This window comes from Mucilaginibacter gracilis (genome assembly GCF_003633615.1).
Taxonomy (GTDB): domain Bacteria; phylum Bacteroidota; class Bacteroidia; order Sphingobacteriales; family Sphingobacteriaceae; genus Mucilaginibacter; species Mucilaginibacter gracilis.
This window is the reverse complement of the sequence record NZ_RBKU01000001.1, coordinates 3,161,845-3,175,710: the sequence shown is the minus strand read 5'-3', so window position 1 is coordinate 3,175,710 and position 13,866 is coordinate 3,161,845. Positions and strand designations below refer to the sequence as shown.

The window sequence follows — 13,866 nt, the reverse complement described above, 5'->3', positions numbered from 1 at the left end:
ATTCTGTGATGTCTATAACAATTATCGTTTTTTCACCTACAGCTTATTCAATTCGTCCATCAACACCTTACTTATCTCATTAAAGTAACGTTTTTTGCCAAAACCCATTACCCATTGTATGCCGCGGCTGGCGTTAGTAATAAAAACTTCGTCGGCCTGGTTTAGTATTTCGGGGTCAAGCTGGGCCTCGGTCATGGGTATGTTGTTGGCTATAGCCAAATCAATTACAACCTGCCTCATTACGCCGCCAATGCAACCTTCGCTTAAAGCGGGTGTATATAAATGGTTTTGATAAAGTACAAACACATTGGCACTAATGGTTTCGCACAGGTAACCGTATTGGTTTAATATAAAAGCATCATCAAGCTTGTTTTGGGTTTTAAATATACCCGCCATAATAAACAGTATCGAATTACAGGTTTTGTAGTTTGACAGTATGTTTACCGGCTTTGGCATCTCATTATACATATCCATAATGAGGCCGCGCGTGTTTAAAAAATAGCGAGGCTCGTCCACCGGTTGTAGTTCCAGGCAATAGCCTGCTTTATTTTGGGTAGGCGTGTACAAGCCTTCGGCATCGCGGTAAACGGTTAGGCGCAGGCGTGCGTGTTTTACTTTGTTACGGCTGGCCAGTTCTTCGGCTTTTTCCTTCAAAAAATAAGCATCCATTTGCGAGTATCCGTCCAAATGCAAGGCTTTCATACCTTTTTGCAAGCGGTCGGCATGTAAATCAACAAATTTAACTTTACCCTTCATCATCCGCATGCTTTCAAACAAGCCGTCACCATATTTAAAGCCACGGTTAGCAATGGTAAGCAGTTTGGTATCAGCCAGCAAAATTTCGTCGTTGTAGTTAATCAAATTTGGTTTCATATTAAATTAGATGCAAGAATACTATCAGCCATTTCCCATTGTTTCCGTCGGTTTTTTTCATGCTATGTCTTTCTCTTGATTCTTGCCTCTTTATTCTTGATTCTTATTACTACTAACAAAAAATTAATCAATTTGATCTGTAGTTGCCTGCATATATTTTTCCCACTTATCTAGCACAGCAACAAAATCGGCGGGTAAAGGTGCTTCAAAATTAATATACTTACGGGTTGTTGGGTGTATAAAGCCCAGTGTTTGTGCATGCAGGGCCTGGCGGGGCATCAGCGCAAAGCAGTTTTCAACAAACTGTTTGTACTTATTAAATAACGTTCCCTTTAAAATATGATCGCCGCCGTAAGTGGCATCGCTAAATAACGGGTGGCCAATATGTTTCATGTGGGCGCGTATCTGGTGTGTGCGGCCGGTTTCTAACTGGCACTCTATCAGCGTAACATAATTTAGGCGCTTTAAAACTTTATAGTGCGTAACACACCATTTCCCCTTTTCAGGGTCATCGTAAATACTCATTACCCGCCTGTCTTTAACACTTCGGCCAATATAGCCGGTTATGGTTCCATCGGCATCAATATCGCCCCAGGCCAGAGCAATGTATTTGCGGGTAATGGTATGCTCATAAAACTGGCGTGCAAGCCAGGTCATGGCGCGTTCGTTTTTACTAATCAGCAATAAGCCCGATGTATCCTTATCAATGCGGTGTACCAAGCCTGGGCGCCCGTCGTTACCGGGCAAAGTAGGCAATTGGTCAAAATGATAAACCAACGCATTAACCAGTGTGCCCGTATAATTGTTATAGCCGGGGTGTACCACCATACCGGCGGCCTTATTAACTATAAGCACATCGTTATCTTCGTAAACAATTTCGATAGGTAAATTTTCGGGATAAACTTCGGTATCGCGCGGCGGGTGCGGCAGCACTACCGAAATTACATCAAGCGGTTTTACCTTATAGTTTGATTTTGTTGCCTTGTCGTTAACCAGCACATTACCCAGCTCAATAGCATTTTGTATCCGGTTACGCGATGCGTTTTCAACCCGGTGCATTAAAAATTTATCAATGCGTAATAAACTTTGCCCTTTGTCAACTATTATGCGCAGATGTTCGTATAAGTCTTGTTCTTCCTGTTCAAATAGTTCGGCCTCGTGGTTCATCTTTGCAAAAATACTTATTTTTACAAGGCCAGCTACTTTAATAAAATAAATGTATTTTTAAAATCATAATTTCAAACCTTATACGAATGAATTTAAAACCCCAATTAATTAAAAAAGCGATAATTATCGTTTTTTTTGCAAGTTTCGCAACCATGCGGGCCAGTGCCCAAAGCGACGGAATATCAGCCTTATTTAAAGGCAGTCCAGACGATGTGAACAAATTACTTAACACCTACGCAGCACCACTATTTAAGGGCTTTGGCAATGGCTTAAATGGCGGCTGGGCAAACACGGCGAAAACACAAAAATTTTTACGGTTTGCTATAAGAGTAAGTGCTACCGGAAGCATTGTGCCCCAGTCCGACAAAACTTATGATGTTAGTAAAATAGGTTTATCAAGCCGGTTTTCTTTCCCTAACGGCTCTATAGAGCCTACTTTTGGAGGAAGTACCACTGCAGGCCCATCAATAAAATACACCGATCCTACTCCGGTTACGGGAGGTTCTGTTTCGTTGCCATTGCCAGCAGGTGTGGTATCAATTATACCGGCACCACAGGTGCAACTTACCATTGGCTTAATCAAAAACACCGATTTAATACTACGCGTAATACCCGATTTCCAGATTAGCAAAAAAATAGGCTCGGTTGGTATGTTTGGTGTGGGCTTTAAACATGATATAGCTCAGGATTTTGGCACAGCAAGCAATATTATACCGTTTAACCTTGCTATTGCCGTAGGTTACACACATTTAAATTATAAACTACCTTTAGATGTAAAGCCAGATGCAGGCAGTACGGTAATCGGTAGCCAGGATTTTACCAACCAACTTTTGGACGGTAGTTTTGCGGGTTGGAACACCCAGGTTATATTTTCAAAAAAACTTTTATTTTTTACGCCGTTTGTAGCCCTTGGCTATTTATCAAGCACAACCAATGTTGGTTTAAAAGGTAACTATCCTTTTGTTACAGGTGCAACCATCACCGGCAAACCGGTTTATACTTCTTATGCCGACCCGATAAATATTAGCGGTTCTACAGTAAGCGCAGGTGGTGGCCGCGCCGATATTGGTTTCCAAATGAGCCTGTCGTTTTTTAAATTGTATGGGTCGTACAGCTTCGCCCAGTATCAATCGTTTAACGCAGGTATAGGTCTTGGTTTTTAAATGGCTTATCATTGATAAATCTTCAAATTTATAGCCCTGTTCAGCAAATCCATAACCGGGTTTTTACTGAGCAGGGCTTAAATGTTTTCATCAAGCGAGATGATTTAATACATCCCCTCATATCGGGCAATAAATGGCGCAAGCTTAAATACCCGTTGAACAAGGCGCGTAGCCTGCAAAAAAATCATCTGGTAACGTTTGGAGGTGCATATTCTAACCATTTACTGGCAACTGCCGCTGCGGCAGCAGCATTTGGCTTCCAGGCTACAGGTTTTGTGCGTGGCGAGGAGGTTAGCAATACCCACCTGTTTTTATGCCGCTTACATGGTATGCAACTCATATTTACCGATAGGGAAAGCTATCGCGACAAGCGCGGCTTATTTAATAACTATTTTGGCAACAATGCCGACGCTTTTTTTATTGACGAAGGCGGTGCATCGCCCGAAGCTGCTTTGGGTTGCAGCGAATTGCTTGCAGAACTGCCTCAAACTTACAACCATATTTTTTGTGCCTGCGGAACCGGGACTACCGCAGCAGGTATTATAAACGGGATTAGCGCCAGCGGCATGGCTACTCAATTTCATGCTGTACCGGTTTTTAAGAATGGTGGCTTTATGGAAGCCGAAATTGATAAATATCTGCTAGCTCCTATTCCCTATCACTTACATACCCAGCACCACTTTGGCGGCTATGCCAAAACAACACCACAATTAATTGCTTTCATCAAGCAGTTTGTAGCAGCTACCGGGATTATGATAGAACCGGTTTACACGGGCAAAATGCTGCATTGTATTTTTGATTTGGCCAGTGCCGGATACTTTAAACCCGGCGAATCTATTTTGGCCATCCATACCGGCGGAGTATTGGGTTTATTAGGCATGACAGATAAATTTTGATTTAAACACTCCATATAGCCAAGCCCCATTGCCGGTTTTGTTACTCATCACTCATTAACTGTTTACCACATCGGTTCAAAAACCAACTTTAAACAATTTAAAGTTGGTTTTTATACACAAGCAGTTCAAAAGTGGCCTAATTTGTAAAATTTGAGGGTTTTTAGTAAATTTGGATAAACCCATACTGCTATGTACAACCTATCAGTTTCGCCTGCCGATGTCCAATCCGTATTAGAAAAGCATATCCTCGCTGATGGTTTCGACCTCACTTTTGATATGGAAAAAAGCCAGGGCGTACATATTTTCGATTCAAAGCACAACCGCACCCTGCTTGATTTTTTTACCTGCTTTGCATCAGTACCCCTGGGGTATAACCACCCAAAAATGGTTAACGACGAATCGTTTAAAAAAAACCTGATGCTGGCTGCTTTAACCAACCCGTCAAACTCTGATATTTATACCCAGCAGTATGCTCAATTTGTAAAAGTTTTCGACAAGGTTGGCATCCCCAGCTATCTGCCGCATGCTTTTTTTATATCGGGAGGCGGCCTTGCCATTGAGAATGCCCTTAAAGTAGCTATGGACTGGAAGGTACAAAAAAACTTTGCCAGGGGTTACACTGTGGCCAAAGGCTTTAAAGTAATACATTTTGACCATGCTTTTCATGGCCGGACAGGTTATACCATGAGCCTTACCAATACCTCGCCCGAAAAAACGCGTTGGTATGCGCAATTTGACTGGCCCAGAGTATCAACCCCAATCATGAATTTCCCTTATACAGACGATGGGCATCAAGATTTGCTACGCAGGGAGGCACACTCTATCGGGCAGATTAAACAAGCCTTCGCTGATTTTAAGGACGATGTTTGCGCAATAATAATAGAGCCTATACAATCCGAAGGAGGAGATAACCACATCCGTAAAGAGTTTTTGGAGCAGTTACGTATACTTGCCAACGAAAACGAAGCGATGCTAATTTACGACGAGATACAAACGGGCGTTGGCCTTACCGGTAAATTTTGGTGCCACGAGCATTTTGGCGAAAATGCCCGCCCCGATATTTTGGCCTTCGGCAAAAAAATGCAGGTTTGTGGCATATTGGCAAGCAAAAGGGTTGATGAGGTTGAAAACAATGTGTTTAACGTACCATCGCGCATTAACTCAACCTGGGGCGGCAATTTGGTTGATATGATTAGGGCCACCCGGATACTTGAAATTATTACCGAAGATGAACTTTGCGCCAATGCACAGCGCACCGGTGATTTTTTACAGGAAGAACTAAAAAAACTTTCGCTTAAAAATGATATGATACGCAACGTGCGTGGACGCGGGTTGCTCACCGCATTTGACTTTCCGGATAGAGAAACCCGGGATAAATTTATACAGAACGGACTGTTGCATAATGTGATGTTTTTAGGCTGTGGTACCAATACAATTAGGTTTAGACCGGCCCTTATCATGACCAAACAACACATTGATATAGGAATGACAATAATAGAGAAACTCTTATTATAGCTAGTATTGTATTTTTTTTTGATTGTAACAAAATTGTAACAGCATTATCTATACTTTTTTTATTATAATATATACTTTTTATGTTTTTACACGTTGTTTAGTAGTATAATTGCTTAAATATATAATTATACCCCTGGTTATATATGTACAAATAGTACGAGCAGTTTAAAGTAAGTACACACAAACTTAATACACAATGAATTAGAAAAAAAATGCACCATGAGCAAACACACTGAAAAATTAAGAAAACAGCTACTAGAAATCTCCGAAGTCGTAAACGCATTCCGTTCAGAAGCGGTCCAGGTTAAAATTATTGACCGCTTATTGGACAGCATTATGGATGGGGAAAGACATGACACCGAAGGTGATTTGTCTAAATTACAAGAACGCCGTAACAGGAAGTTCATCAGCAGCTCATCAGAAGATGATGGAGCCGACAGCAGAATTAGAGGCCGCAAAAAGCCCGGCGCCACTAAAATTTTGAACCAAATAATTCATACCGACTTTTTTGATGTCCCCAGATCAATTGCCGGTATTGCAAATTATTGCAAAGAACAATTTGATTCGGACTTTAAAACCTCCGAATTATCGGGCATCCTACTTAAGCTTTCTAACGAGCATAAGTTAAAACGCGAAAGAAACAACGAGAATAATCGTTTTGATTACGTAAAATACTAAACAAATACAGAAGCCGGTATCGCCCAATACCGGCTTCTTTTTTATTCCTCAGTCAGGAGTCTTTACTCTTCAGTTCGGGACAGGCTGAAAGTTTGACTTAAAAACACTCACTAAACAAAAGCGCTAAAACCAGTTATCGCGCGGCCCACAATCAGTGAATTAATTTCTTTGGTACCCTCGTAAGAGTATATAGCTTCAGCGTCGGCAACAAAGCGCGCTACGTTATATTCCAACAAAATACCGTTGCCACCCATTACTTCGCGTGCGTGGCTAACCACATCGCGGGTGCGTAACGAGCAAAACACCTTAGCGAGCGAGGCATGCTCGTCTTTCAGCTTTCCTTCATCCTGTAACTGCGATAGCCTGAAACAGAGGGTTTGCATAGCAGTAAGATTTGATAACATCTCAACCAAATGGTTTTGAATAAGCTGGAATGATGCTATGGGTTTACCAAACTGTTTCCGCTTGCGGGTATAATCAAGCGCGCTTTCGTAGGCACCGCGGGCACAGCCTACGGCCTGCCACGCCACACCGGCCCTGGTCATCTGTAAAACCTTAGCAGTATCTTTAAACGAGTTGGCGTTTTGCATCCTGTCGGCCTCTTGCACCACACAATTGTTTAAAGTAATCAAGCCGTTTTGCACAATACGCAGGGCCATTTTGTCCTGTATTTTTTCTACACTAAAACCGGGGTTACCCTTGCGCACTAAAAAACCCTTAACCTGGTTATCGTCCAGGTCGCGCGCCCAAATTACGGTAACATCAGCAAAGGTGGCATTGCCTATCCATTTCTTTTGTCCGTTTAGCACCCAGGTGTCTCCGTTTCTTTTAGCGGTTGTGGTTAAACCTCCGGCAGCAGCCGATCCAACTTCGGGCTCGGTTAAGCCAAAGGCACCAATGGCTTTAAATTGCTGTAATTGCGGCAACCATTCCTGCTTTTGCTCTTCAGATCCGCATAGGTAGATAGAACCCATACATAAGCCGCTTTGCACGCCGAAAAACGTGGAGATAGACGTATCAACACGGGCCATTTCCATAGCCAGTATACCTTCCATTAAAAACGTTTTATTGGGGCAGCCATAACCCTGGTAGGTTAAACCGCAAATATTAAGTTGGGCAAGCTTGGGTATTATTTGAAACGGAAACTCGGCCTTTAACCAATATTCGTTGGCTATGGGTTTAATTTCGGCTTCCATAAAGGCGCGTACCTTGAGTTGCAAAGCCCGTTCCTCATCAGTTAGGGCATGGCCGAGGTGATAAAAATCGCCTTCTATGGCAGGTAATTCTTTTTGATGATGACTACCGCCGCTCTTCAGCATTTTAACAACGCTGTTGAGTTGGTTATCATCAAGCTTACCAACGGCTGCCATAACTTCGCCCAGGTCTATTTTAGATGCAAGGGTACTTATTTGATTAATATCAATTGATTGGAACAGGTGGAAAAGCCCACGGGCCTTAGAAAATATATTTGCCATAAACTAGGTTTGGTTAACCTATAAACGGCTAAATTGAAAAGGTGTTTTATATTTTTTATGTTCCCACCCCTATTCAGGTTTTCATCACGAATAAATTTAACAAGCAAACCGCTATTACTTACGGATACAGCCCCATCAAAGTGCCTAACAAGCAATTAGTATATCCTTGTCGACCCAACTTCTTTAAACCTGCCGTTAATACAGCTTATGGTTTAAATACCCGTGTTTTCATTTCGCTCATGGTTACAACCCGGTAGGTTACGCCCAATCTAAGGGCATTTTGTTCAACAGTGGTAGTAAAGCCCGCTTTTTTACGTCGCTCGTTTACATGCTCGGCGTCCTGTATTGGCCAAACGCAGGGCTCTTTTTTACCGTTATTAAGTTCTACCGTCATGCACTGTGTGCCATAAACTTGCTCCTTGTTTTGGTTAAGCAAATAGCGGTCGTACATCATTGCATACTTATCAAAGGGTAATTGGTGAGTTTCGGCAGCCCGTTTAATGATGGGTATATACTTCGCAATATCAGGCGAATGCTGAATTATACTCCAGGCTGCCTCGTCGGTTTCTTTACCTACAAGCCTGGTTCCGGGATAACCATATTTGGCGATAACTGACCCTAAAAATACCTGATTGGCCGAATCAATGTGATTTTGCAATGCCCAAAACTTATTGGTTAACTTAGCAGGTGTCGAACCGTATTGTTTAGCTATTTTATCTGCCATAGCAGGGTTCCACAAATCAGTAAGCAATTCTCTATATTTTTGATCTAATACCAATACGCTATCTAACTGCCGCTTTAAAACCGGATTAAATTTACGTTGCGCATGTGCTGCAACGGCTACGCAAATAAGTAAAGGCAAAACAATATATTTCATACGGTAAGATAGGTAAAAACAAATTACACAATAGCATGCGGAGGCCAATGATTGATGGATTGAATTATTGAGTGATTGAATAACTTAAATATTCAATACTTATGTCAATCAATCCTTCAATCACTGGTCTAACGTTAATGATTGACTGAATTAATATCTTAAACATTCAATCCTTCAATCAATCCTTCAATCATTACTTTTATCGCAGGTTCATTAAATTATCAACACCCAAAATTCGCTTTGATAAAAATCCTTCGCCAAACCTGGCTCCAATAACTTTACCAAATTCGCGGGCGCGACCCTCAACAATGGGATAAAAATCTTGACCGGATATATAGGTTTGATGCTCTTCTTTCCACTCGGGGTTATAAAACTGCGATCCGTAAGCCCGGATGCATTCAATTTTTTTATCCCAATGCGCAGTAATATCAACTATAAAGTCGGGTTTAATGTATTGGTCTTGAATAAAGTGCAATAACAAATTTGGCCGCCATTCTTTTTGCAGTTGGCCATCTTCATAAGTTTCTATCTTGCGTAAGCCCGATAAAAAAACAGAGTCGGTAACCAATTCGCAGGCACGCCCATGATCGGGATGCCTGTCATAATAGGCATTGGTAATTACAATATCCGGCTGGTACTTACGTATAGCGGCTATTACTTTTAGTTGGTGTTCTTTGTCGTTTTTAAAAAACCCGTCTGCAAGTTGTAAGTTTTCGCGGGCCGATAATCCGAGTATCTCGGCGGCTTGAGTAGCTTCCTGCAAACGTATCTCGGCCGAGCCGCGGGAACCCAATTCGCCCTGGGTTAAATCAACCATCCCTACTTTATGGCCAAGGGCAACGTGCTTTAGTAAAGTGCCCGAGCAACCTAATTCGGCATCATCCGGGTGAACAGCTATAACAAGAATATCTAATTTTTGCATCTTATTTATCAGAAGAAAGTAAACGCTCAATACGCTTTTTTACTTTAGCAGTATTGGGCTTAGTGAAGGGATAAAAAAAGTCTACCACCTCGCCTTTTTTGTTGATGAGGTATTTGTGAAAGTTCCACTTGGGTTTTGCGCTTACATGGCCATTTTCTTTTTTATCTGCCAAAAATTTGAATAGCGGATGTGCATACTCTCCCCTAACTCTTAACTTGTTAAAAACAGAGTAATGGGTATGGTGGTTAATCTCGCAAAAAGCTTCGATGGATTGGCCTTCCAGGGGTTCCTGCCCGCCAAAATCGTTGGACGGGAAAGCCAGTATTTCAAAATCCTTACCATCCATTTCCTTGCGGAGCTCTTCTAAATCTGTTAGCTGTGGAGTAAACCCGCACTCGGATGCGGTATTTACTATTAACAAAACCTTATCCTTATACGCTGATAAGTTAACCACATCCCCGTTTAACTTTTCAACATCAAACTGGTAAATATTTTTCTCGGCCATTTAGTTTCTATGATATTGGTAACCCGCCGAATTTAATATCGCTTCGATATCGTTTTCTTCCTGCGGATCGTAAGTTTGTTTCAGGTTGTGCCCAAATATACGAGCTAACGACTGAAACATAAAAGCATTTAAACCACCCTTTAACTCTTTAACCAATTCGTAACTGGTGTTACCGCTTTCACGGTTAACCAGTTTAATCAGTATTTCGCCCTGGGTAATGCTCATATTTTTTATCTCGTGGTTAAATAAATCTTTAATTTCTTTTTCACAGGTTTTAACCATTTCTTTTTGTTTGCCCTTATCGGCAGTTGTTGCCAGGTCCCGTTCTAACTGGCGATATCTGTTACCTGCATATATAGCATAGGGTTCCACTTTAAGTACGTTATAACGCAGGCGGTAAAAGTTTGTTCTGTCTAGCGGGGTTTTAAAAGTTCTAACGTCTCTAATTTGAGCGTCGGGTGTCATAATCCAGGGTATGTACTCATTGTCAACAATGGCAGATGCAACCCTTATGGTATCGTTTTTGCCTAATTTAGGTTTAGGAGGCAAACCCTGCTGGGCACTGGCAGTACCAAAGCAGAAGCAAAACACTAATAAATACCCAATTAATTTCATATTTTTACTTGTACAAAATTAATGCTATTTTTTTGAGTTTATTATATTAAAGCTATAATTAATAGTTTGTTGCAATTAAATTACAGGTTTGTAAAAAGGTTGCGAATAGTTGATTAGGTTGAATGAGCGAGTAGTTAGTACTAACTGCTTCACCAATCAACCGGTTAACTCAATCAATTCAAAAATAGTGTTAGGTAGATTAAGCTGAGTGAGTGAGTGGTTGAATAAGAGAGTAGTGTAAGCTGCTTCACACAATCAACTTAATCAACCACTTAACTAATCAACTCGAAGATAAAAACAACGAATGAAAGACTTAGTAATTGACCTGGAAGCCGAGAAGAACGAGATACTAAAAAGATACCGTGCTTTGTTGCGTGCTTGCAAACCAACCATGCAAAAAGGCGATAAAGGCCTGATACGTAAGGCGTTTGACATGGCTTTGGAAAGCCACCAAAACATGCGCCGCAAAAGTGGCGAGCCTTACATATACCACCCCATTGCGGTAGCGCAAATAGCCGCCGAAGAAATTGGCCTGGGTACAACATCAATAGTTTGCGCTTTACTGCACGATGTTGTTGAAGATACTAACGTTACGTTGGAGGATATTGAGCGCGATTTTGGTAAAAAAGTAGCCAAAATTATCGACGGGCTCACCAAAATATCGGGCGTGTTTGATACCAACAGCTCGCTGCAGGCCGAAAACTTCCGTAAAATGCTGCTTACCCTGGCCGATGATGTTAGGGTTATTTTAATTAAACTGGCCGATAGGTTGCATAATATGCGCACGATGGAGTTTATGCCGCGAGATAAGCAGCTAAAATTATCGTCGGAAACGGTATATCTCTATGCTCCGTTGGCACACCGGTTAGGTTTATATGCCATAAAGTCAGAACTGGAAGACCTTTCGATGAAGTATACCGAGAGAGAAACATACCAGTTCATTAAATCGAAACTAAACGAAAAAAAGGCCGAGCGCGAAAAATTTATACATGATTTTATACAGCCGGTTCAAAAAAGCCTAACAGCGCAGGATATTCACGGCGATATTTTGGGCAGGCCAAAATCAATACATTCCATTTGGAATAAGATGAAAAAAAAGTCGATACCTTTTGAGGAGGTTTACGATTTATTTGCCATCCGTATTATTTTGGATAGTGCTGCCGAGCACGAAAAATCAGACTGCTGGAAGGCTTACTCTATTATTACTGATTTATACAGGCCAAATCCTGATCGCTTGCGCGACTGGATCTCGTCGCCAAAAGCAAACGGATACGAATCGTTACATACCACGGTAATGGGGCCGCGCGGCCAATGGGTTGAAGTGCAGATACGCACCAAACGCATGAACGAAATTGCCGAAAAGGGTTTTGCCGCACATTGGAAATACAAAGAATCATCAACAGACAGCGGCCTTGACCAATGGGTACAAAAAGTACGCGACCTGCTTAAAAACCCAGACTCGAACGCGCTTGACTTTTTGGATGATTTTAAAATGAACTTGTTTAGCGACGAGATTTTTATTTTCACCCCAAAAGGTGCCCTCATTCAACTACCATCAAACGCTACCGCGCTTGATTTTGCCTTCGAAATACACTCCGACGTGGGTGCAAGTTGTATTGGTGCCAAAGTGAACCACAAATTGGTACCGCTTGGCCACAAGCTGCAAAACGGCGACCAGGTGGAAGTTATCACATCGGGCAAGCAGGTGCCTAAAGAAGACTGGCTGAATATTGTGGTTACGGCCAAAGCAAAGGCCAAAATAAAATCGGCATTAAAAGAAGAAAAGCGCAAAATTGCCGAAGATGGTAAGGAAATATTGGAGCGTAAACTCAAATCGCTTAAAATAACTTACAACTCCGATAATATTTACAAGCTGAGTTACTTTTTCAAACTAACATCAACCCAGGATTTGTTTTACAATGTGGCAAAGGGCCTCATTGATATGAAGGATTTAAAGGAGTTTGTGGCTTCGGAAAAGATAATTGAGATTAAATCGCCGGAAAAAATTGAAACCGAGCAGGTGCAAAGTATGCTGCGCAGCATTAAGGCTAAAGACAGCGACATTTTGCTCATCGGCGAAGACCTGCAAAAGATAGATTACAAGCTATCTAACTGCTGCAACCCCATACCTGGCGACGACGTGTTTGGCTTTATTACCGTAAGCGAGGGCATTAAAATACACCGCACCAGTTGCCCAAATGCAACCAAGCTAATGAGTAATTATGGGTACCGAATTGTAAAGGCCCGCTGGACAAACCAGCAAGAACTTGCCTTTTTAACCGGCCTGCGCATTACCGGCATTGATGATGTTGGCCTGATAAATAAGCTAACTACAGTAATATCAAATGATTTTAAGGTAAATATCCGGTCGATAACTGTTGATAGCGATAATGGCATTTTTGAGGGATCAATAATGGTTTATGTTAATGATACTAACCATTTAGATAATTTAATTAAAAAACTAAACACGGTTAAAGGCATCACATCGGTAACCAGGTTTGATTCGGCTGTGGAGAAAGCATCGTAGATCATGGTTAATGGTTCATAGATTATGGTTCGTAGTAAATTTTGATTTTTCAATTCAGTGCCAACTATCAACACAATAAACTATGACCCATGATCTATCAACTATGATCCATCAACTATGAACACTCTCCAAATTCAAGTAAAATAGTTAACTTTGAATTGTAATTAATAATCAATGGCTGTACAGGAAACCATAGCGATGGTTAAGAAGATTTTCGAAGCCTATCTCGAAAACAAAAGTCTCAGAAAAACTCCCGAGCGTTTTGCCATACTCGAAGAGATATACTCACGCAGCGATCATTTTGATGTGGAATCGTTATACATCCACATGAAAAACAAAAAATACCGCGTTAGCCGGGCAACGGTGTATAATACACTGGAGTTACTGGTTTCGTGCGATTTGGTTACCAAACACCAGTTTGGTAAAAACATGGCCCAGTTCGAAAAATCATACGGATACAAGCAGCACGACCATATTATTTGTATCGATTGCGGTAAAGTAGTTGAATTTTGCGACCCGCGCATTCAGCAAATACAATCCATGATGGGCGAATTACTTAAATTTGAAATTAAGCACCACTCATTAAACCTTTATGGCAATTGCGCTAAATTAAAAGAGGGTGTTTGCGATAGGAGGAATTGATTTGAACCACA

The 13,866-nt window shown here is 41.4% G+C and carries 13 protein-coding genes; 6 read left to right on the top strand and 7 right to left on the bottom strand.

Annotated features, from left to right (window positions below):
* Positions 1-36: 36 nt before the first annotated feature.
* Both BDD43_RS13635 and BDD43_RS13630 read right to left on the bottom strand, forming a co-directional pair.
* The gene (locus tag BDD43_RS13635) at positions 37-873 is read right to left on the bottom strand and encodes an aminotransferase class IV (RefSeq protein WP_121198194.1); all 837 of its coding nucleotides are present in this window, start codon (positions 871-873) and stop codon (positions 37-39) included.
* A 123-nt stretch (positions 874-996) separates the two neighbouring features.
* Entirely contained in the window at positions 997-2,040 is a 1,044-nt protein-coding gene (locus tag BDD43_RS13630) for an RluA family pseudouridine synthase (RefSeq protein WP_121198193.1), read from the bottom strand.
* An 86-nt stretch (positions 2,041-2,126) separates the two neighbouring features.
* Between BDD43_RS13630 and BDD43_RS13625 the strand changes: the two genes are divergently transcribed.
* The 4 genes from BDD43_RS13625 to BDD43_RS13610 all read left to right on the top strand — a co-directional run bounded on the left by BDD43_RS13625 (position 2,127) and on the right by BDD43_RS13610 (position 6,292).
* Positions 2,127-3,203 (top strand): DUF6588 family protein, encoded by a 1,077-nt coding sequence (locus BDD43_RS13625; RefSeq protein WP_121198192.1) that lies wholly within the window; start codon positions 2,127-2,129, stop codon positions 3,201-3,203.
* Between the two features lie 11 nt (positions 3,204-3,214).
* The gene (locus tag BDD43_RS13620; RefSeq protein ID WP_121198191.1) at positions 3,215-4,099 is read left to right on the top strand and encodes a 1-aminocyclopropane-1-carboxylate deaminase/D-cysteine desulfhydrase; all 885 of its coding nucleotides are present in this window, start codon (positions 3,215-3,217) and stop codon (positions 4,097-4,099) included.
* Positions 4,100-4,288: 189 nt separating this feature from the next.
* Positions 4,289-5,614, top strand: a complete 1,326-nt coding sequence (gene lat / locus BDD43_RS13615; RefSeq protein ID WP_121198190.1) for an L-lysine 6-transaminase — start codon at positions 4,289-4,291, stop codon at positions 5,612-5,614.
* Positions 5,615-5,833: 219 nt separating this feature from the next.
* A complete protein-coding gene (locus BDD43_RS13610) occupies positions 5,834-6,292 on the top strand; it encodes a hypothetical protein (RefSeq protein ID WP_121198189.1) in 459 nt (152 codons plus the stop codon).
* A gap of 110 nt (positions 6,293-6,402) precedes the next feature.
* On the opposite strand, the gene BDD43_RS13605 is transcribed toward BDD43_RS13610, so the two are convergent.
* From BDD43_RS13605 to BDD43_RS13585, 5 genes are all read right to left on the bottom strand, one after another.
* On the bottom strand, positions 6,403-7,767 hold the full coding sequence (locus BDD43_RS13605; RefSeq protein ID WP_121198188.1) for an acyl-CoA dehydrogenase family protein: 1,365 nt from the start codon (positions 7,765-7,767) through the stop codon (positions 6,403-6,405).
* Positions 7,768-7,972: 205 nt separating this feature from the next.
* On the bottom strand, positions 7,973-8,644 hold the full coding sequence (locus BDD43_RS13600) for a DUF6624 domain-containing protein (protein WP_121198187.1): 672 nt from the start codon (positions 8,642-8,644) through the stop codon (positions 7,973-7,975).
* 199 nt (positions 8,645-8,843) lie between these two features.
* Entirely contained in the window at positions 8,844-9,566 is a 723-nt protein-coding gene (gene bshB1 / locus BDD43_RS13595) for a bacillithiol biosynthesis deacetylase BshB1 (RefSeq protein ID WP_121198186.1), read from the bottom strand.
* 1 nt (position 9,567) lies between these two features.
* Positions 9,568-10,071 carry a glutathione peroxidase gene (locus BDD43_RS13590; protein WP_121198185.1) on the bottom strand — a complete coding sequence of 168 codons (504 nt, stop codon included), beginning with the start codon at positions 10,069-10,071 and terminating at the stop codon, positions 9,568-9,570.
* A complete protein-coding gene (locus tag BDD43_RS13585; RefSeq protein WP_121198184.1) occupies positions 10,072-10,686 on the bottom strand; it encodes a DUF4294 domain-containing protein in 615 nt (204 codons plus the stop codon). It abuts the gene before it with no gap.
* A 304-nt stretch (positions 10,687-10,990) separates the two neighbouring features.
* Here BDD43_RS13585 and BDD43_RS13580 point away from each other — a divergent pair, with 304 nt between their 5' ends.
* Both BDD43_RS13580 and BDD43_RS13575 read left to right on the top strand, forming a co-directional pair.
* Positions 10,991-13,213, top strand: a complete 2,223-nt coding sequence (locus BDD43_RS13580) for a RelA/SpoT family protein (RefSeq protein ID WP_121198183.1) — start codon at positions 10,991-10,993, stop codon at positions 13,211-13,213.
* A gap of 174 nt (positions 13,214-13,387) precedes the next feature.
* A complete protein-coding gene (locus BDD43_RS13575; protein WP_121198182.1) occupies positions 13,388-13,855 on the top strand; it encodes a Fur family transcriptional regulator in 468 nt (155 codons plus the stop codon).
* The last annotated feature ends 11 nt before the right edge of the window (positions 13,856-13,866 follow it).

Excerpts from the sequence above, each read along its gene's own strand:
- BDD43_RS13575 (WP_121198182.1), top strand. The coding sequence starts at position 13,388 with ATGGCTGTACAGGAAACCATAGCGATGGTTAAGAAGATTTTCGAAGCC.
- bshB1 (WP_121198186.1), bottom strand. The coding sequence starts at position 9,566 with ATGCAAAAATTAGATATTCTTGTTATAGCTGTTCACCCGGATGATGCC.
- lat (WP_121198190.1), top strand. The coding sequence starts at position 4,289 with ATGTACAACCTATCAGTTTCGCCTGCCGATGTCCAATCCGTATTAGAA.
- BDD43_RS13580 (WP_121198183.1), top strand. The coding sequence starts at position 10,991 with ATGAAAGACTTAGTAATTGACCTGGAAGCCGAGAAGAACGAGATACTA.
- BDD43_RS13625 (WP_121198192.1), top strand. The coding sequence starts at position 2,127 with ATGAATTTAAAACCCCAATTAATTAAAAAAGCGATAATTATCGTTTTT.
- BDD43_RS13600 (WP_121198187.1), bottom strand. The coding sequence starts at position 8,644 with ATGAAATATATTGTTTTGCCTTTACTTATTTGCGTAGCCGTTGCAGCA.
- BDD43_RS13635 (WP_121198194.1), bottom strand. The coding sequence starts at position 873 with ATGAAACCAAATTTGATTAACTACAACGACGAAATTTTGCTGGCTGAT.
- BDD43_RS13585 (WP_121198184.1), bottom strand. The coding sequence starts at position 10,686 with ATGAAATTAATTGGGTATTTATTAGTGTTTTGCTTCTGCTTTGGTACT.
- BDD43_RS13605 (WP_121198188.1), bottom strand. The coding sequence starts at position 7,767 with ATGGCAAATATATTTTCTAAGGCCCGTGGGCTTTTCCACCTGTTCCAA.
- BDD43_RS13590 (WP_121198185.1), bottom strand. The coding sequence starts at position 10,071 with ATGGCCGAGAAAAATATTTACCAGTTTGATGTTGAAAAGTTAAACGGG.
- BDD43_RS13610 (WP_121198189.1), top strand. The coding sequence starts at position 5,834 with ATGAGCAAACACACTGAAAAATTAAGAAAACAGCTACTAGAAATCTCC.
- BDD43_RS13630 (WP_121198193.1), bottom strand. The coding sequence starts at position 2,040 with ATGAACCACGAGGCCGAACTATTTGAACAGGAAGAACAAGACTTATAC.